The organism is Salmonella sp. SAL04162 (genome assembly GCF_046551535.1).
Classification (GTDB): domain Bacteria; phylum Pseudomonadota; class Gammaproteobacteria; order Enterobacterales; family Enterobacteriaceae; genus Salmonella; species Salmonella enterica.
Map to the genome: position 1 here is coordinate 13,157 of NZ_JBGDVX010000002.1, position 18,501 is coordinate 31,657.

General features: G+C 47.2%; 16 protein-coding genes. 2 read left to right on the forward strand and 14 right to left on the reverse strand.

The window, feature by feature from the left end:
- Positions 1-45: 45 nt before the first annotated feature.
- The 7 genes from odhB to ACLJRH_RS04215 all read right to left on the reverse strand — a co-directional run bounded on the left by odhB (position 46) and on the right by ACLJRH_RS04215 (position 8,477).
- Complete coding sequence (gene odhB, locus ACLJRH_RS04185; RefSeq protein WP_000099858.1) at positions 46-1,254, reverse strand: 2-oxoglutarate dehydrogenase complex dihydrolipoyllysine-residue succinyltransferase; 1,209 nt, start codon at positions 1,252-1,254, stop codon at positions 46-48.
- A 14-nt stretch (positions 1,255-1,268) separates the two neighbouring features.
- Positions 1,269-4,070, reverse strand: a complete 2,802-nt coding sequence (gene sucA, locus ACLJRH_RS04190; protein ID WP_001181500.1) for a 2-oxoglutarate dehydrogenase E1 component — start codon at positions 4,068-4,070, stop codon at positions 1,269-1,271.
- 523 nt (positions 4,071-4,593) lie between these two features.
- Positions 4,594-5,310 carry a succinate dehydrogenase iron-sulfur subunit SdhB gene (sdhB, locus tag ACLJRH_RS04195; protein WP_001537859.1) on the reverse strand — a complete coding sequence of 239 codons (717 nt, stop codon included), beginning with the start codon at positions 5,308-5,310 and terminating at the stop codon, positions 4,594-4,596.
- A 16-nt stretch (positions 5,311-5,326) separates the two neighbouring features.
- Positions 5,327-7,093, reverse strand: coding sequence for a succinate dehydrogenase flavoprotein subunit (gene sdhA / locus ACLJRH_RS04200; RefSeq protein WP_000775561.1), 1,767 nt, complete (start codon positions 7,091-7,093; stop codon positions 5,327-5,329).
- Entirely contained in the window at positions 7,093-7,440 is a 348-nt protein-coding gene (gene sdhD / locus ACLJRH_RS04205; RefSeq protein WP_000254356.1) for a succinate dehydrogenase membrane anchor subunit, read from the reverse strand. Before sdhD ends, sdhA begins: the two co-directional genes overlap by 1 nt.
- The gene (gene sdhC, locus ACLJRH_RS04210) at positions 7,434-7,838 is read right to left on the reverse strand and encodes a succinate dehydrogenase cytochrome b556 subunit (RefSeq protein ID WP_023892252.1); all 405 of its coding nucleotides are present in this window, start codon (positions 7,836-7,838) and stop codon (positions 7,434-7,436) included. Before sdhC ends, sdhD begins: the two co-directional genes overlap by 7 nt.
- 393 nt (positions 7,839-8,231) lie before the next feature.
- On the reverse strand, positions 8,232-8,477 hold the full coding sequence (locus ACLJRH_RS04215) for a hypothetical protein (protein ID WP_001539488.1): 246 nt from the start codon (positions 8,475-8,477) through the stop codon (positions 8,232-8,234).
- 100 nt (positions 8,478-8,577) lie between these two features.
- Here ACLJRH_RS04215 and ACLJRH_RS04220 point away from each other — a divergent pair, with 100 nt between their 5' ends.
- Both ACLJRH_RS04220 and ACLJRH_RS04225 read left to right on the forward strand, forming a co-directional pair.
- The gene (locus tag ACLJRH_RS04220; protein WP_000785811.1) at positions 8,578-9,861 is read left to right on the forward strand and encodes a citrate synthase; all 1,284 of its coding nucleotides are present in this window, start codon (positions 8,578-8,580) and stop codon (positions 9,859-9,861) included.
- A gap of 136 nt (positions 9,862-9,997) precedes the next feature.
- A complete protein-coding gene (locus tag ACLJRH_RS04225; protein WP_001122054.1) occupies positions 9,998-11,044 on the forward strand; it encodes an AbrB family transcriptional regulator in 1,047 nt (348 codons plus the stop codon).
- A 54-nt stretch (positions 11,045-11,098) separates the two neighbouring features.
- On the opposite strand, the gene nei is transcribed toward ACLJRH_RS04225, so the two are convergent.
- The 7 genes from nei to ACLJRH_RS04260 form a co-directional block, all read right to left on the reverse strand.
- Positions 11,099-11,890 carry an endonuclease VIII gene (gene nei, locus ACLJRH_RS04230; RefSeq protein ID WP_001113962.1) on the reverse strand — a complete coding sequence of 264 codons (792 nt, stop codon included), beginning with the start codon at positions 11,888-11,890 and terminating at the stop codon, positions 11,099-11,101.
- Positions 11,891-11,938: 48 nt separating this feature from the next.
- The gene (locus ACLJRH_RS04235; protein WP_001145917.1) at positions 11,939-12,076 is read right to left on the reverse strand and encodes a hypothetical protein; all 138 of its coding nucleotides are present in this window, start codon (positions 12,074-12,076) and stop codon (positions 11,939-11,941) included.
- A 67-nt stretch (positions 12,077-12,143) separates the two neighbouring features.
- Positions 12,144-14,039: an HAD family hydrolase gene (locus ACLJRH_RS04240; RefSeq protein WP_060635099.1), complete on the reverse strand. Its 1,896-nt coding sequence runs from the start codon at positions 14,037-14,039 to the stop codon at positions 12,144-12,146.
- A 57-nt stretch (positions 14,040-14,096) separates the two neighbouring features.
- Positions 14,097-14,930 carry a glycosyltransferase family A protein gene (locus tag ACLJRH_RS04245; RefSeq protein WP_023136709.1) on the reverse strand — a complete coding sequence of 278 codons (834 nt, stop codon included), beginning with the start codon at positions 14,928-14,930 and terminating at the stop codon, positions 14,097-14,099.
- Between the two features lie 192 nt (positions 14,931-15,122).
- Entirely contained in the window at positions 15,123-16,901 is a 1,779-nt protein-coding gene (locus ACLJRH_RS04250; protein ID WP_001528777.1) for a glycosyltransferase, read from the reverse strand.
- A 93-nt stretch (positions 16,902-16,994) separates the two neighbouring features.
- Entirely contained in the window at positions 16,995-17,705 is a 711-nt protein-coding gene (locus ACLJRH_RS04255) for an ABC transporter ATP-binding protein (protein ID WP_001528845.1), read from the reverse strand.
- A gap of 3 nt (positions 17,706-17,708) precedes the next feature.
- Entirely contained in the window at positions 17,709-18,479 is a 771-nt protein-coding gene (locus tag ACLJRH_RS04260) for an ABC transporter permease (RefSeq protein WP_000998822.1), read from the reverse strand.
- Positions 18,480-18,501 lie beyond the last annotated feature (22 nt).

Consider the following 18,501-nt stretch of genomic DNA (forward strand, 5'->3'; position numbering starts at 1 on the left):
GAACGCCTTGTCCGGCCTACAGGTAGCAGGTGATGCTCTTGCTGACTACACGTCCAACAGCAGACGGGTCGGATCTTCCAGCAACTCTTTGATGGTGACCAGGAAGCCCACGGATTCGCGACCATCGATCAGGCGATGATCGTAAGAGAGCGCCAGGTACATCATCGGCAGGATTTCTACCTTGCCATCCACCGCCATCGGCCTGTCTTTAATAGCATGCATTCCCAGAATCGCGCTCTGCGGCGGGTTGATGATCGGGGTAGACATCAGCGAACCGAATACGCCGCCGTTGGTAATGGTAAAGTTACCGCCGGTCAGGTCTTCTACGGTCAGCTTGCCGTCGCGGCCTTTGACAGCCAGTTCTTTAATTTTTTTCTCAATGTCAGCCATGCCCAGCGTATCCACGTCACGCAGGACCGGCGTGACCAGGCCGCGCGGCGTAGACACCGCCATGCTCACATCAAAGTAGTTGTGATACACCACGTCATCGCCGTCGATAGAGGCGTTCACTTCCGGATAACGCTTCAGCGCTTCCACTACCGCTTTCACGTAGAAGGACATAAAGCCCAGGCGGATACCATGACGTTTTTCAAACACTTCGCCATACTGCTTACGCAAATCCATAATCGGCTTCATGTTGACTTCATTGAAGGTCGTCAGCATGGCGGTGGAATTTTTCGCTTCCAGCAGACGCTCGGCCACGCGCTTACGCAGGCGGGTCATTGGCACGCGTTTTTCGCCGCGCGCGCCCAGAGCGGGTTGTGCTGCAGGTTCAACAGCGGGTGCTTTAGACTCGCCTTTCGCCAGATGTTTTTCCACATCTTCACGGGTCAGACGCCCACCCACACCAGTGCCTTTAATGGCGCTGGCTTCCAGATTGTGTTCAGCCAGCAGGCGACGGATCGCCGGGCTGAGCGCATCGTTGTTTTGTTCTTCCAGCGACGCCTGCTGGCGCTGTGCCGGCGTAGACGCTTTCTCTTCAGATTTCGCGCTGGTCTCTTTACCCGCGCTGTTGCCTTCACGCAGGCGACCCAGGATCTGGCGAGAGGTGACAGTCGTCCCCTCTTCTTCCAGAACCGCATCCAGAATGCCGTCCGCTGATGCCGGTACTTCCAGTACCACTTTGTCAGTTTCGATTTCTACCAGCACTTCGTCACGAACAACCGCATCGCCCGGTTTTTTATGCCAGGTGGCGACGGTCGCGTCCGCTACGGACTCAGGCAGGTCGGGAACAAGAATATCTACGCTACTCATTATTTATCCTTTATTTAATCGACGTTCAGCGCGTCATTAACCAGATCTTGTTGCTGTTTCTGGTGAACGGACATATACCCTACCGCCGGAGAGGCGGAGGCCGGGCGACCTGCATAACGCAGAGCGGCCCCAAACGGAATCACTTCACGGAAATGATGCTGGCTGCAGTACCATGCGCCCTGGTTGAGCGGCTCTTCCTGGCACCAGACAAAATCATGGACGTGAGCGTATGGTTGCAGCGCTTCCTGCACCGCTTTATGCGGGAACGGATAGAGCTGTTCGATGCGCACGATAGCGACATCTTTCTGGTCGTTTTTGCGACGTTGTTCCAGCAGGTCGTAATAAACCTTACCAGAACACATTACCACGCGTTTTACGGCTTTAGGGTCCAGCTCGTCAATTTCGCCAATGGCCGGCTGGAAGGAACCGTTCGCCAGTTCATCAAGCGTGGAAACCGCCAGCGGGTGACGCAGCAGCGATTTCGGCGACATCACCACCAGCGGACGACGCATCCCGCGCAGCGCCTGACGGCGCAGCATATGGTAGACCTGCGCCGGAGTGGACGGCACGCAAACCTGCATATTCTGCTCGGCGCAAAGTTGCAGATAACGTTCCAGACGCGCGGAGGAGTGCTCCGGCCCCTGCCCTTCATAGCCGTGCGGCAACAGCATCACCAGACCGCACATCCGACCCCATTTCTGCTCGCCGGAGGAGATGAACTGGTCAATCACCACCTGCGCGCCGTTGGCAAAATCGCCAAACTGCGCTTCCCAGATAGTCAGGGTACGTGGTTCCGCCGTGGCATAACCGTATTCAAAAGCCAGCACCGCTTCTTCAGACAGCACGGAGTCCCAGACTTTAAACTGTCCCTGACCGCTGTGAATATGCTGCAACGGCGTATACGTTGAGCCGTTCGTCTGGTTGTGGATCACCGCATGACGATGGAAAAAGGTGCCGCGACCAGAGTCTTCCCCGGACAGGCGCACCGGAATGCCTTCATCGACCAGCGTGGCGTAAGCCAGATTTTCCGCGCCGCCCCAGTCAAACAATTTCTCGCCTGCCGCCATTGCCTGACGGTCGCCATAAATTTTCGCCACGCGAGACTGCATTTCAATGGCTTCCGGCACGGTGCTGATACGTTTTGCCAGCTCCTGCAGGCGCTTCATTTCTACCTTGTTCGGGTATGCTTCATCCCATTCGTGGTTTAGATACGGCGACCAGGTGAACGAGTGCATATTCATCGGACGCCACTCTTTCACCACGCATTCGCCTGCATCCAGCGCATCGCGATAGAGGTTGACCATTTCGGTGGCATCTTCCAGCGTTGCGACCTTATCAGCTTCCAGTTTGTCGGCGTAGATTTTACGCGGCGTCGGATGCTTTTTGATTTTCTGGTACATCAGCGGCTGGGTTGCGCTTGGCTCGTCGGCTTCGTTGTGGCCGTGACGGCGGTAGCACACCAGATCGATGAACACATCGCGTTTAAAGGTATTACGGAAGTCCAGCGCCAGACGGGTCACAAAAGCTACGGCTTCCGGATCGTCCGCATTGACGTGGAAAATCGGCGCCTGGACCATTTTACCGATATCGGTGCAGTAAGGCGTTGAACGCGCATCCAGTGGGTTAGAGGTGGTGAAACCCACCTGGTTGTTGATAACGATACGTACCGTACCGCCCACTTCGTAACCGCGCGCTTTCGACATGTTCAGGGTTTCCTGAACCACGCCCTGGCCGGTCACCGCGGCGTCGCCGTGAATAGTGATCGGCAACACTTTGTTGCTGCTCGGTTCGTCCAGTCTGTCCAGACGGGCGCGCACGGAGCCCATCACCACCGGGCTCACAATTTCCAGATGCGATGGATTAAACGCCAGCGCCAGGTGAACCAGACCGCCTTCGGTTTCGATATCTGACGAGAAGCCCATGTGATACTTCACGTCGCCGGTACCCAGATGTTCTTTATGCTTACCGGCAAATTCGTCGAACAGATCCTGCGGTTTTTTACCCAGTACGTTGATCAGCACGTTCAGGCGACCGCGGTGCGCCATCCCCAGCACCACTTCGCGAGTGCCGCTGTTACCCGCATGGCGAACCATCTCTTTCAGCATGGGTATCAGCGCATCTCCCCCCTCGAGCGAGAAACGTTTCGCACCCGGGAATTTGGCACCCAGATAACGTTCCAGCCCTTCAGCGGCGGTCAGCTCGTTCAGGAAGCGTTTTTTCTCGTCAGCGCTAAAGGCCGCGCGACCGGATTCGATGCGCTGTTGGATCCAGCGTTTCTCTTCGGTGCTGGTGATGTGCATATACTCAGCGCCAATCGGGCCGCAGTAGGTCTGTTTGAGCGCGTCGAGCAGCTCGCCCAGCTTCATCGTCTCTTTGCCGCTGGCAAAGGAGCCGACATTGAAGGTTTCCTGGAAATCGGCCTCGGTCAAATCATGGAAAGAAGGATCCAGATCCGCCACGCGTTCTTGTTTCCACAGTCCCAGCGGATCGAGGTTTGCATGCTGATGGCCACGGAAACGATAAGCGTTGATAAGCTGCAGGACTTTAACCTGCTTCACATTGGTGTCAGGGTCGGAAATCGTAGAAGAGTGACGTGAGCCAGCCAACGCCTGCCGCCGGAAATATTCACGTGTTTTTGAATGGAGTTGATCCGGTTTGACTCCGGTACCAGGTAACTGCTGGAACGTCAAACGCCAGTTAGCGTCTACCGAGTCAGGATCGGTTAAGAAGTCTTCATAGAGCTGTTCTATCCAGCTCTGATTCGAACCAGAGAGGTAAGAAGAGTCCAACCAGGCTTTCAAAGCGCTGTTCTGCATCGTGATCCCTTAAGCATCTTTTCTGCTTATTTAATACTCTAAATAGGTCACGTTTCAGGAAGGCGGCAAGCTTGCGAATCCCTGGGAGCTTACATCCAGTAAGTGACCGGGGTGAGCAAGTGCAGCCAACGCACATGCAACGTGATCTATGACGAGTATTTCGCCGTGGATACTAACCACGCATACGCTGTATGCGTGCCGGGGTTCACTTGTTGCGGACTGTCGTGTCATCTGCGTCCGCTAAGGAACCTTTAAAAACTGTCTAATAATCTTCGCTGTTCAGGCTACGACTGCGTTGCGGCCTTCGCTCACTCCGGTCACATAGTTAACTATGCTCCCGAAGATTCGTTCAGACCGCGCCTTGTCTCGCTCTGAACATCTCGATTATTACTAATCATATGGCAGTTTTTAGAGGTTTCCTGCACTTCTATTGCCTGATGGCGCTGCGCTTATCAGGCCTACGGGATTGCGCCTGTAGGCCGGATAAGACGGTACGTCGCCATCCGGCAACCACTACAACTACTTACGCACTACGCTGCAACAGCATCGACTTAATATGGCCGATAGCGCGCGTCGGGTTCAGTCCCTTAGGACATACACTGACGCAGTTCATAATGCTGTGACAGCGGAATACGCTGAATGCATCGCTCATCCCTTCCAGACGACTATCGGTCTCGGTATCACGGCTATCGATCAGGAAGCGATACGCCGCGAGCAGACCCGCCGGACCGATAAACTTATCCGGGTTCCACCAGAATGACGGGCAGGATGTTGAGCAACAGGCGCAAAGAATACATTCATACAGCCCATCGAGTTTTTCACGCTGCTCCGGCATCTGCAGATGCTCACGAGCCGGTGGATTTTGCCCATTATTCAATAAGTAAGGCTTAATCTTCTCATATTGTGCGTAGAATTGCCCCATGTCTACCACCAAATCGCGGATCACCGGCAAACCGGGTAGCGGGCGAATCACAATCTTCTTACCCGGCTGAGTCAGCGCCGAAATAGGGGTAATACAGGCCAGACCATTCTTACCGTTCATATTCAAACCATCAGAACCACACACGCCTTCGCGGCAGGAACGGCGGAAAGAAAGGCTGGGATCTTTTTCTTTAAGCTGGATTAACGCATCCAGCAGCATCATGTCACGCCCTTCTTCGCCTTCCAGGGTGTAGTCCTGCATACGCGGAGCGTTATCGACATCCGGGTTATAACGATAAATCGAAAATTCGAGTTTCATCATCCTGTCTCCGCAATTAATAAGTACGAATCTTCGGCGGGAACGCCGGACGCAGTTTCGGTTCCATATTGACGCTTCGGCGCGTCATGGATTCCGTTTGCGGTTGATACAGGGTATGACACAACCAGTTGGCATCATCACGCTCCGGGAAATCGAAGCGGCTATGCGCGCCGCGGCTTTCCGTCCGGAAGTTGGCTGATACGGCAGTGGCGTAGGCGGTTTCCATCAGGTTATCCAGCTCCAGACACTCAACACGCTGGGTATTAAACTCGCTGGACGTGTCATCCAGACGGGCGTTTTTCAGACGCTCGCGGATCACTTTCAACTGCTCAAGCCCTTTCGCCATCGCGTCGCCTTCACGGAATACGGAGAAGTTATGCTGCATACACTCCTGCAACGCTTTGCGGATAGCCACCGGATCTTCGCCATTGCGGTTATTGTTCCAGCGATTCAGGCGCTCCAGAGAACCTTCAACGTCAGACTCGCTGGCGTCGCGCAGCACGCCCTGCTCGGCGATGGATTCCTGTAAATGCAGCCCCGCCGCACGGCCAAAGACCACCAGATCCAGCAGTGAGTTACCGCCCAGACGGTTGGCGCCGTGAACCGATACACAGGCGATTTCGCCTACCGCAAACAGCCCCGGAATCACCACATCTTCGCCCTGCTCGTTCACGGTCAGCGCCTGACCGGTCACTTTAGTCGGAATACCGCCCATCATGTAGTGGCAGGTCGGGATAACCGGAATCGGCTCTTTCACCGGATCGACGTGAGCGAAAGTGCGGGACAGCTCCAGGATACCCGGCAGGCGAGATTCCAGCACCTCTTTACCCAGGTGATCCAGTTTCAGCTTAGCGTGCGGCCCCCACGGACCGTCGCAGCCGCGGCCTTCACGGATTTCGATCATGATGGAACGCGCCACCACGTCACGACCCGCCAGGTCTTTGGCGTTCGGCGCATAACGCTCCATAAAGCGCTCGCCGTGTTTGTTCAGCAGGTAACCGCCTTCGCCGCGGCAGCCTTCTGTCACCAGTACGCCCGCCCCGGCGATACCGGTCGGGTGGAACTGCCACATTTCCATGTCCTGCACCGGGACACCGGCACGCAGCGCCATACCGACACCGTCACCGGTGTTGATGTGAGCGTTGGTGGTGGACTGGTAGATACGGCCTGCGCCGCCGGTCGCCAGCACCGTTGCGCGGGCTTTGAAGTACACCACTTCACCGGTTTCGATGCACAGTGCGGTACACCCTACCACCGCGCCATCCTGGTTTTTCACCAGATCCAGCGCATACCATTCGGAGAAAATCGTGGTGTGGTTTTTCAAATTCTGTTGATACAGCGTATGTAGCAAGGCGTGACCGGTACGGTCAGCCGCTGCCGCGGTACGTGCCGCCTGCTCGCCGCCAAAGTTTTTCGACTGGCCACCGAACGGGCGCTGATAGATACGTCCATCATCAAGACGGGAGAACGGTAACCCCATGTGCTCCAGTTCCAGAATCGCTTCCGGTCCGGTCTTACACATATATTCGATGGCATCCTGGTCACCAATGTAGTCCGACCCTTTTACGGTATCGTACATGTGCCATTCCCAGTTATCTTCATGGGTATTGCCGAGCGCCACGGTGATACCGCCCTGCGCGGAAACGGTATGGGAACGGGTCGGGAAGACTTTCGAGAGCAGCGCACAGGTTTGGCCGCTCTGGGAAATTTGCAGCGCCGCGCGCATACCTGCGCCACCGGCACCAATCACAACAGCATCAAATTCTCTGACTGGCAGTTTCATTACACACCCCACACCACAACAAATCCATAGATGACGTAAACCACCAGCGCAACAACAATAACGAGTTGCAGTATCAGACGCACTGCCAGTGGTTTAACGTAGTCGGTTAACACCTGCCACATGCCGATCCAGGCATGAATCAAGATGGAAAAAAGCGCCAGCAGGGTGAAGACTTTGGTGAAGGCCGATGAGAAGAAACCGGTCCAGGCTTCAAAGGTCAGTTCGCCGCTCGTGGCGAAAAAACCCACCATGTAGATGATGTATAACGTCAGAACGATAGCGGTAGCACGGACCAGGATGAAGTCATGTACGCCATTGCGTCCTAATGCGGAGGCGTTGCTTACCATACGAGGACTCCTGCGAGAAGTGAAAGCACGACAATGATAACAAAAGAGATTTTGGCAGAGCGTTGACCCGCTTCGAATGTTTCTTCCAGATAGCCAAAATCCATTAACATGTGACGAATTCCCACGATGACGTGATACGCCAGCGCGGTAAGGATGCCCCACATGATAAATTTAACGATGAAGCCGTCCATAATGTCGGCGGCCTGCTGGAATCCTTCCGGAGAAGAGAGGCTGGTGCCCAGTAGCCACAGTAGTATGCCGACGGCGATGAAAGTAATCACACCGGATACGCGATGGAGAATGGACGCTATCGCTGTGATGGGGAACCGAATCGTTTGTAGATCCAGATTGACAGGTCTTTGTTTTTTCACATTTCTTATCATGAATAACGCCCACATGCTGTTCTTATTATTCCCTTAAGACTTCGGTTACAGAGGTGAATCTACCTGTAGCCAGAAAGACGACGGGATTTCCTTCCTCCGGTCTGCGTGCGGGTCAGACAGCGTCCTTTCTATAACTGCGCGTCATGTAAAACACTGCTTCCAGTAGCTAAAACGACACGTTACAACGCTGGGTGGCTCGGGATTGCAGGGTATTCCGGAGACCTGGCGGCAGTATAGGACGTTCACAAAATCATTACAATTAACCTACATATAGTTTGTCAGGTTTTATCCTGAACAGTGACACAGGTCACGATAACAACATTTTTTTAATTTTCAATCATCTGATTTGACAAACATTAAACAAAATTGTTACAAACAACACCAGAAAAAGCATATAATGCGTAAAAGTTATGGGGTCACTCTTTCACCTGTTAATAAGTTATGCAACAGTACAATGATATTGACCCATTCTTTCAGGACAGTTATTAGTGATAGACAGGTTACATTACTCGGATTGCTACGTTCCTGATTTGCTGCTAATTCGAAATTAATCAATCCGTTACCTGCAAGCGCCCATTGCTCTGTACCCAGGTCATCCCCTCTTTCACAGAGCGGCGAGCCAAATAACAAACTGGTAACGGTTGATTGATGCATACACAGAATCTTCCCTGCGCTAACGACAGGGAAGGTGACGTGGAGAAGGCAAGTCTGAGTTCCGGCAGTCTTAAGCAATAAGGCGCTAAGGAGACCGTAAATGGCTGATACAAAGGCAAAAATCACCCTTACTGGTGACACTGCTATTGAACTGGATGTGCTAAAAGGTACACTCGGTCAAGATGTTATTGATATTCGTAGTCTCGGTTCAAAAGGAGTTTTTACTTTTGACCCTGGTTTCACCTCTACCGCATCCTGCGAATCTAAAATCACCTTCATCGACGGCGACGAAGGCATTTTGTTGCATCGCGGTTTCCCGATTGACCAGCTTGCTACCGATTCCAACTATCTGGAAGTCTGTTACATCCTGCTGTACGGCGAAAAACCGACGCAGGAAGAGTATGACGAGTTCAGAACGACAGTCACCCGCCATACGATGATCCATGAGCAAATCACTCGCCTGTTCCATGCTTTCCGTCGCGACTCACATCCGATGGCGGTAATGTGCGGGATCACTGGCGCGCTGGCGGCGTTCTACCACGACTCGCTGGATGTGAACAATCCGCGCCACCGTGAAATCGCGGCGTTCCGCCTGCTGTCCAAAATGCCGACCATGGCGGCGATGTGTTACAAATATTCCATCGGTCAGCCGTTTGTTTATCCGCGCAACGACCTTTCCTACGCCGGTAACTTCCTGAACATGATGTTCTCCACGCCGTGTGAAACCTATGAAGTGAATCCGGTACTGGAGCGCGCGATGGACCGTATTCTGATCCTGCACGCTGACCATGAGCAGAACGCCTCTACGTCAACGGTACGTACCGCAGGTTCAAGCGGCGCCAACCCGTTCGCCTGCATTGCCGCCGGGATCGCCTCCCTGTGGGGACCCGCGCACGGCGGCGCCAACGAAGCCGCGCTGAAAATGCTGGAAGAAATCAGCTCTGTTAAACACATTCCGGAATTTGTTCGTCGTGCGAAAGACAAGAATGATTCTTTCCGCCTGATGGGCTTCGGTCACCGTGTTTACAAAAACTACGATCCGCGCGCCACCGTGATGCGTGAAACCTGCCACGAAGTGCTGAAAGAGCTGGGCACCAAAGATGATCTGCTGGAAGTGGCGATGGAGCTTGAGCACATTGCGCTGAACGACCCGTACTTCATCGAGAAGAAACTGTACCCGAACGTAGACTTCTACTCCGGCATCATTCTGAAAGCGATGGGCATTCCGTCCTCCATGTTCACCGTGATCTTCGCCATGGCGCGTACCGTTGGCTGGATTGCACACTGGAATGAAATGCACACTGATGGCATGAAAATCGCCCGTCCTCGTCAGCTGTATACCGGCTACGATAAACGCGACTTTAAATCGGCGCTGAAGCGTTAATTGACAACCGGATGGCGACGCAACCCTCGCCATCCGTTACATTTTCCCTTTTTTCTTATCCTCATTATTTTATTCTTACCCCGTTACTCTCTATGATTAATTAAGGTTTCGCTAAATATCATTCAGGGAGCATGGAATGCCGATTCTGCAGTGGTTTTTGTTGTTCCTGTTATCGCTGCTCATTTCCCTTATTTTTCTCTATCTGCACCTTCCGGCGGCGATGCTGCTCGGTCCAATGATTGCGGGTATCGTGTTGAGTTTGCGAGGTAGTACGCTACAACTTCCGCGCGGTATTTTTCTCGCCGCACAGGCGATTCTCGGCTGTATGATCGCCCAAAATCTAACCGGTTCGATATTGACCACCCTCGCCCTCTACTGGCCGGTCGTGCTTTTAGTGTTGCTGGTGACGCTGCTTTCCAGCGCGATAGTCGGCTGGCTGCTGGTACGCTACAGCTCGCTGCCCGGCAACACCGGCGCATGGGGGTCATCGCCGGGCGGCGCAGCGGCAATGGTAGCGATGGCGCAAGATTACGGGGCGGATATCCGCCTGGTGGCGTTTATGCAGTATCTACGGGTACTGTTTGTGGCTGGCGCGGCGGTGCTGGTGACACGCCTGATACTCGGCGACAGCGCGGCAGCGGTCAGCCAACAGGTGATCTGGTTTCCGCCGCTTAGCGGTAATTTATTGACGACGCTGCTATTAGCGATCGTGGCGGGCATTGCCGGTCGCCTGATGCGTATCCCTTCCGGCACGATGCTGCTCCCCATGTTGGCAGGCGCGCTTCTCCATTCGCAAGGCATCATTGAGATTGAATTACCCGAATGGCTGCTGGCCGTGGCGTATATGGCGATAGGCTGGCGTATTGGGCTGGGTTTTGACAGACAGGTGTTTTTTATGGCGCTGCGGCCATTGCCGCAAATCTTATTGTCAATTTTCGCGCTGATGGCGATTTGCGCCGCGATGGCGTGGGGAATGGCTTACTACATGCAGATTGATTTTATGACGGCTTATCTCGCCACCAGTCCCGGGGGTCTGGATACGGTTGCCGCGATCGCGGCAGGAAGCAGTGCCGATATGGCGCTCATCATGGCAATGCAAACCCTACGGCTGTTCAGCATTCTGTTAACTGGGCCAGCAGTGGCCCGTTTTATATCAACCTATGCGCCCAGACAACCTTTGTAGGACTGATAAGCGTCGCGCCATCAGGCAATAGCCGCTCGCCGATGGCGGTTCCGGCTATTTCTGGCAATGCGGGCACCAGTAAAACGGGCGTGAGGACAGTGTTGTCTTTTCAATAATGCCGCCACACCGCTCGCACGCTTCGCCGTCACGGTGGAAAACCTTAAAGCGAAACAGTGCGCCATGATGCTTGTTTTCATCCGCCTGACCGCGAGTCGTGTAGGACAGGCGCGGAATATCCAACAGCGCGTGAGAAAGCGCATTCAGTTGCGCCTCGTTGAGATCTTTCGCTTTATGCTGTCCGGTTAACCCTACCTGCCAGAGGATTTCAACGCGCAGATAATTCCCCAATCCCGCCAGAAAGGCCTGATCCAGCAACAGTCCGGAAAATTGTCGGTTGCGAAAACGCGGCGACAGCAATCGAGCTTTAACCTCTTCCGGAGTGAGACGCGCGTCCAGCACATCCGGACCGACTCGCTGTAAAAAGGGGTGCGTCGTGAGCTGCTCTGCTGTCAGCATTTCGATATCAGACGCGCTATAAAGCAGTATAGTTTTATCCGCCGTTTGTAGCCTGACGCGCAATATACGCGTGGTCTGCGGTATTTCACCAGTGTCGATCACCCGCCATACGCCATAGAGTTGGTTGTGGCTGTAGAGCGTCAGGCCATTTGAAAAGTGGGTCAATAACGCTTTTCCCCGCGTCTCTATCCGGGTAACAATTTGACCGGTAAGCTGCGATTCATACGGTTTTAACTGTGCAAAGGCAAACCAGACATCGGTTAAGGGTTTGCCTTTGATTGCCGCCTCCAGATTATCCGCCGCACGACGAATTTCCGGGCCTTCAGGCATGATAATATCCTTTGTTAACAGTTGATTAATGGACTACACCGCCTCTGACTATCTGGAATGCACATCGAACGCCATAATGAACATCCACAGCGGATGGACAAACAAGCGGTGGTATCCAGTGATAATAACATTATCGCAGCACGAGACCACTTCCCCGTCAGGGTTAACGTGATCGCGCCAGGGCATAATCGACTCAGCCCTTGTCGGGCAAGCGCCCAATAATGATTGTCTGCCTACTGGAATTAAATGACGCTTAGTTATATTTTGCCCAAAATTTTTTTCTGTTGATCCTTTTAAAGCCTTCTTTCCAATAACTGGCATTCAACTCTTTGATATACTTTTCTCCGGGAAAAAGTTTATCCTTTAAAGGCAGTTTTTTGGCTAGCACGATTCTTTCTGCGTTAGATCCCGCGGACTCTGAATGTGTGAGGGAAGATAAGGCGTCCAGTTGAGCGCTTGAGGGTCTGGCTATCAATTCAAAAAAAGGTTCTGACAATACAACACTACTAAGTGCTGCATAATTTTCTTTTTGTATGAGCGGTTTGACGTACTCAAAAAAAGAAATAATCCCTGATTGCAATCTTGCCGCTTTTTTTAAATACTCAATTTCAGAACCACTGCTATCCTCACGTACAGGAATTATTCCATTATCCGTTTTTTTATAACCAATTGTTGACCCGGTATTGTCAGCCATAGCAAACTCCATTATTTCCACCCCTCCTGATAAGAAAAGATCACACTTATCGTGGGGATGGCCATAGTTAGTTAGCCAACCAAACATCTTATTATAAATAGATCGGTTATCATTGGCGCCAACAAAAGTTGCCAAATAAAACCCATGTATTTGTTTTTCTGCCCATTGCGCACCTAAAGAACGAGCAAATACTGATTGAATATTACCCATCCACCCTACATCGATAAGTGCTATATTTTTATAACCTTCACAGGCCGTTTTAAAGTAATCAGCGTAAACTTCCCTGTGCTGAGTATTTTTTAATAAAATATATGGAAATAATTTATTTATAAGCCAGTGAACCTTATGTTCCTCTCCTGAAACAGGAATATATTCCTCGTCAGGAAAGCCAACATGATGTATATCTGAAATATGCTCACTCGCATCTAACCCCGCGATAGCAAGTATCTTTTTAATACTTTTCTTATTCTTACCACCAAAAAGATGCCAAATCCTGTGCATCGGCCAATCAGTCATCCCCACCATATAAGCTGATGCGCGGGATATATATAAATATTCACATTTTACATGTTCTTCTGAAAAGTATTCATTATAAATTTTATAGATTAAGTGAGCATCGCGTGCTAAAAAAAGCGCTTTATCAATTTTATGAATCTTTAACTGATTCGCTAACCAGGATACATAACCTAATAATAACGGACCAAATACTTTAAATCCTATCTCGTTTAAAGGATCATTTTGATGGAAAGCAGAAACTTGTTTAAGTAATAAAGTCTTACAAATAGATTCACCAATAATATCTTTAGTTTTCCAATGATTAGATACCCCATGATTATACTCTGACCAATCAGCATGGAGAGTATTTATGCCGAGTTTTTTAGCATTCAGAATATCAGCATGAACATTGTCGCCAACATGCATCCATGATGCAATATCTACATTTTCATTTTTCTTGACTATTGAAAATAATTTACCACTATTTTTAGAGTACCGCTCTTCGCCAGATGAGTAAACTGGAATGTTACTGATATCATAGCCACATGATGTTAACAACTCCTTTAATATTGCTGATGGAAGGTACATATCACTAATTAAAATGACTTTACAACCATCACTAATAGCCTTTTCAAACAAACAGCTTCCACGCGCATTTTTATATAAAACAATCTTCTCCATTTGTATTTCCAGATCGATTATCTTTTTTACTGTCGCTGGTGAAAGCTGCGGATGCTTTTTTAAAATTTCATCGTATATTTCAGATATAAGTATTTCCGGCTCGCCGCCAAAACGCCTGACCCTATTCTCTCTGGCACTTACTTCCGCCTGAACTCTTATCTCTGGGAAATTATCAATAATACCAATCTCGTACGCTGATATAAAAAAGTTCTCAGTTGCTAAAGTTGATTGCATTAATGAAAACAAATCTCTGGGACGGTAAATCCTCCGGCTAACCAATGTATCAAAGATATCAAAGCTTACGGTCTTGTATTTTTTAAAGTTCATATCCATATTTTATTTAATCTTATTTTCAATATAAGAAATTTTATGAAAAAGACTATTGTTAGCAATATTTGAAAGTAACACATTGAGCAATGATGAGTCATCAATACTTCTCATCATTTTATTTTCTGCAATTTTGCATTCTATATCAAATAACTCATTGTTAATTACGGTATAATTGCCAAATTCAAAGTCATCATTTTCTCTGAAATGATAAAATGCCAGTGCTTCAGGTAAGATCCAAACATCATTTTCTGCCAGGTAATGAATAAAAAAAGGCCAGAAAAATGCAGGAGAGGATAATTTATGACTTTCAATCACATCGATAACAGAATTTTTATCGAATAAACACGAGGAAAGTGGAATAGAATTCCTGTAATAAATAACATCAAAACTAACAGGGCCAGCATTTAAATAGTGGTTCCATGGTTGCGTTGAATTTATAATTATTCTATTATTTTCCGCAATCTCAGCAACTTTATTTGTATGGCATGCTATTGCATTTACAGATGAATACATTGACTGTATATTCGCCAAAACACTGAGTAGCCTTGACACATATTCAGGGGCCCAGGAATCGTCATCATCCATAAAGCATAAATAATTAGATTCAGACATCTTAATAGCATTAAAGATAAAGTTTTCGTCGTAGATAACACTATATATATTTGACAGTTCTTTCAGATAAAAATCATCCACATTGTGACATTTCAATTCTTCCTCCATGCAGAAAATGATGATATTTATTTTTTTGAACGTCTGGTCATTAATGGATTGCAAGGCCCGCATTAATAGACGAGTACGCCCAGGTTTATGTCGGACAATAACTAAAAGACTCTTTTCCATATTCTGATTTCGCGTTTTACGGTATATATAAAAATTAACACCCTATGAATGAATGCTGACATTGGGTAAGGATTATAATATTTTATTAGACTGACACCAGATAAGGTGTAGCAACAGAACCATACCTAAGATTATCATAGTCATATAATTAAAAAATCGGTATAATTCTCATCAACACCACTTACATCATGTTTAATATTTATCTTCAGATTTTTTATTGAATTTTTTATACCAAAAGAGCTTTGAGGTAAGATAGGGCAAACTATTTTTCATCTCTTTTTTTGCAGATTTAAACCGATAAAAATTTTTGACTGCCGTAAACAAACCATTAATAATAACTTTAAAAAACTCCATTTTTGAGTGGGTAAGTTTTAATAATTTGCCATTTTCTATATTTAAATGATAGATAGTAATTCTCCGGAATGAAAACTTAGTAGGGTGATAATGACGATAATCAACCACGATTGGTTTTTTAATTAAAAAGAAAGCTGGAATTAAGTGTCCATTAAGGGTTATGCATCTAAAAAATTTGTAGATGGCTTTTTCTTTACCAGAACATGGGTAATCAACACAACCATTAACAATATCAATACCTTCTACATTGAATTTTTCATTATGAGTTATTGCATTAATTCTTTTTCTTATCTCCAGAAGATCTACATTATCTTCCCAAAACTCCCGCCCAGAAAGACAATCGTTATATGACATAATCATTGCTCTGGCAAGTTCATAGCGGCATGAAAAACTCGCAAGAAAGACTTCCCTCACAAAGAAAACACTTAACAGTAGTGCAGCAAACTTTCTTTTACTAATTAATGCAGGTACAGCAACAGTCCTGAAGTTCAAATAGCTATTTAGAACCGATATTTTTCTTTCAAAATCCATTTGCCACGAAGCCACACCATTAAGTGTGACAATATTATGTTTTTTATGCATATATCCAAATAGCAGGTCATCACCACGAACAAAGAAAGGAAATGAGTAATATTCAATAGCGTTAATATTAAAGGCAAAAAACCACCATCCACCGTAGCCTATTTTTCTTTCATTATCAAAAGTATCTAAAGAATCTATTTCCCGAGCATCCAGATAATGTTTATCCGGGTAATGTAAAAAATCTCTATGCCATATGGCACCAGATTCATGTATGATTGCCGGGTTATCCTCAAAAAGCATACAGCCAGTAACAACTGTATTTTTGTCTTTAGCCATCAGTAAAAAAGCATGAGTTCGACAAATCGATTCAATTTCACATGAGCCGTCGTCATCCATAAATATGACATGTTTGACATCGTTGATTTTCCCTGCCTCTATCAAACCTCTCATAAACCCGCCTGAACCACCGAGGTTTTCATTATTGATAACCATAATGCCGTTTCCTGACGGGTGATTAATCGCCTCGCCATTATTAACGACAATCAATTTAAAACGATCTTTAAATTCGCTCTGGGTTAAGAGTGTTTTATTAATTCTATTGATTGTTTTAGTAACAGCTTCTTTTCTATTATAAGTTGTTATAACTAAAGCCATAGATGATTTACTAACATGATCTTTAGTCAGAAATTCAAATCCATTTAAAACAGAGTCTTCGTCTGATTGCCACTCCACATAGATATATCCGAAATTTATTTTTGATATATCAATCTCAATCTCATCACTAATATTGCATGACGATTTAAAATCAATTTGTTTTAATACTCTAATGACACCATTCTCTTTGTGCCTTACGTTTATAGTTCCGCGACCAATTATATTAACCCGCAAAAAAAGTGATGTTAAGGTTGTATATTTTTTCCATTTCTTAACTGAGAATGCATTAAAAAAAGTATCAAAACATGCAACCTTATGACGCGGAACAAGTAAGTTACGTGAGGTATAGTTATACTTCCCGCCCTGAGTTCTGAAATAAAGCTGCTCTTCCGTGCATAGATCAATGTTTGGTAAAATTACTTTTTGAAGTAAAAAATACATAACGAACCTATAAATTTATATTATCCGGGGTAACGCTATTATAAAATAGTAAATTACTCACCGCGTAGTGATATAAATACTGCAATAAGAATATTAAAATCCGCCTTTGCTAACTATCTCACCGTGCTCAAGCCTGATGAACTTATTACATACAGATTTAGCCAGTTCATCATCGTGAGTGGCCATTACCATAATGCCCGCTTTAGAGATAAAGCTATTTAATCTCATCTCTGCTTTTCTTTTAAAATCACTATCACCCACGCTCATCCATTCATCCATCAGTAAAATTTCAGGATTGATTGCAGTGGAAATAGAAAAACCAAGCCTCAGAACCATACCACTAGAATACGTTCTAACGGGGACTTTAATAAAATCACCTAACTCGCTGAACTCGATGACATCTTCTGTAATATTTTTTATTTCATTTTTTGACAGACCGAGAAATAGTCCTCTCAGTTTTATATTTTCCAGGCCGGTAAGCTCACCATCCATTCCCATCATGGGATCAATGAGGCTGGTGACTCGACCGATACATTCATACTTCCCTGAAGTTGGTTTATAGGCCCCTGCAAGTACTCTCAGAAGAGTTGTTTTGCCCGAACCATTGTGTCCAATAAGCGCAAGACGGTTACCTTCGGTAAGCGTAAAATCAATTTTTTTTAATGCCTCTACTTCAATAATCCCGGTATTCGATGAGCCAATTCGTCCACCTGAAGCAGCCTGTAGAAAAGTTTTTTTAAATGAACGGTGGCTGGAGTTAAATATGGGGAGTATTACGCCAACGTTTTTGCAAGAGATTTTCATTAATTATAACCAGTATACGATTCTTGAGCGATATTTAGTCAACACTAAGGTTGAGACCATCAACATAATAATAGAGGTTATTATTGTGTAAAACCATATAGTTACATCTGGTACAGTTCCCATTAGTGGTTTCCTGAGCATCTCCATAAAGTAATAAAAAATATTATAATCAACAAATTCCTTTCTTCCCTTTGGTAATTGTTCCGATGTCCAGATGATAGGAGTTATAAAAAAACACAACGTTACTACACTTTGAACAACCGGTCCCATATCACGATATCTTGTGCAAAAAATGGCGAGAATCATACCTGTAGAAATTAATGAGATGGATGTTATTATAATTGCAGGTATAAAAAGGAGAATATCAAGATTTACCGATGTATTGGTAAAAAAAATCACGAAAGGTATAATGATAAAATTATGCAACATAATCATAAACTGCCGATAGAAAACACGTAATATATATAAATATAGCGGAAGGTCAGATTGTTTAATAATTGATGCGGACTCATTAAATATTCCGCATGACTCATTAATAGTTGCTGATAGAAAGGCCCAAAAGATCATACCTAAAGTAAGATGCATGATAAAATTTTCGGAACCAGAACTGAACAGCGAACCGTAAAGAGGTCCCATTGCTGATATGGTGACCCCCATCGAAATCGTTATCCAAAAAGGCCCTAACACCGATCGCCGGTATCGTCCCAGGACATCATTCCAACCTAGCGAAATCCAAAGTTGGTGCCTGGCCAGAGCTTCTTTCAAATCATTCATTGTTTCCGTGTCACCTTTACCT

Excerpts from the sequence above, each read along its gene's own strand:
- ACLJRH_RS04235 (WP_001145917.1), bottom strand. The coding sequence starts at position 12,076 with ATGCCCTGGCGCGATCACGTTAACCCTGACGGGGAAGTGGTCTCGTGC.
- sucA (WP_001181500.1), bottom strand. The coding sequence starts at position 4,070 with ATGCAGAACAGCGCTTTGAAAGCCTGGTTGGACTCTTCTTACCTCTCT.
- odhB (WP_000099858.1), bottom strand. The coding sequence starts at position 1,254 with ATGAGTAGCGTAGATATTCTTGTTCCCGACCTGCCTGAGTCCGTAGCG.
- ACLJRH_RS04215 (WP_001539488.1), bottom strand. The coding sequence starts at position 8,477 with ATGCATCAATCAACCGTTACCAGTTTGTTATTTGGCTCGCCGCTCTGT.
- sdhC (WP_023892252.1), bottom strand. The coding sequence starts at position 7,838 with ATGTGGGCGTTATTCATGATAAGAAATGTGAAAAAACAAAGACCTGTC.
- nei (WP_001113962.1), bottom strand. The coding sequence starts at position 11,890 with ATGCCTGAAGGCCCGGAAATTCGTCGTGCGGCGGATAATCTGGAGGCG.
- sdhA (WP_000775561.1), bottom strand. The coding sequence starts at position 7,093 with ATGAAACTGCCAGTCAGAGAATTTGATGCTGTTGTGATTGGTGCCGGT.
- ACLJRH_RS04250 (WP_001528777.1), bottom strand. The coding sequence starts at position 16,901 with ATGTATTTTTTACTTCAAAAAGTAATTTTACCAAACATTGATCTATGC.
- sdhD (WP_000254356.1), bottom strand. The coding sequence starts at position 7,440 with ATGGTAAGCAACGCCTCCGCATTAGGACGCAATGGCGTACATGACTTC.
- ACLJRH_RS04220 (WP_000785811.1), top strand. The coding sequence starts at position 8,578 with ATGGCTGATACAAAGGCAAAAATCACCCTTACTGGTGACACTGCTATT.
- ACLJRH_RS04225 (WP_001122054.1), top strand. The coding sequence starts at position 9,998 with ATGCCGATTCTGCAGTGGTTTTTGTTGTTCCTGTTATCGCTGCTCATT.
- ACLJRH_RS04260 (WP_000998822.1), bottom strand. The coding sequence starts at position 18,479 with ATGAATGATTTGAAAGAAGCTCTGGCCAGGCACCAACTTTGGATTTCG.
- sdhB (WP_001537859.1), bottom strand. The coding sequence starts at position 5,310 with ATGAAACTCGAATTTTCGATTTATCGTTATAACCCGGATGTCGATAAC.
- ACLJRH_RS04245 (WP_023136709.1), bottom strand. The coding sequence starts at position 14,930 with ATGGAAAAGAGTCTTTTAGTTATTGTCCGACATAAACCTGGGCGTACT.
- ACLJRH_RS04255 (WP_001528845.1), bottom strand. The coding sequence starts at position 17,705 with ATGAAAATCTCTTGCAAAAACGTTGGCGTAATACTCCCCATATTTAAC.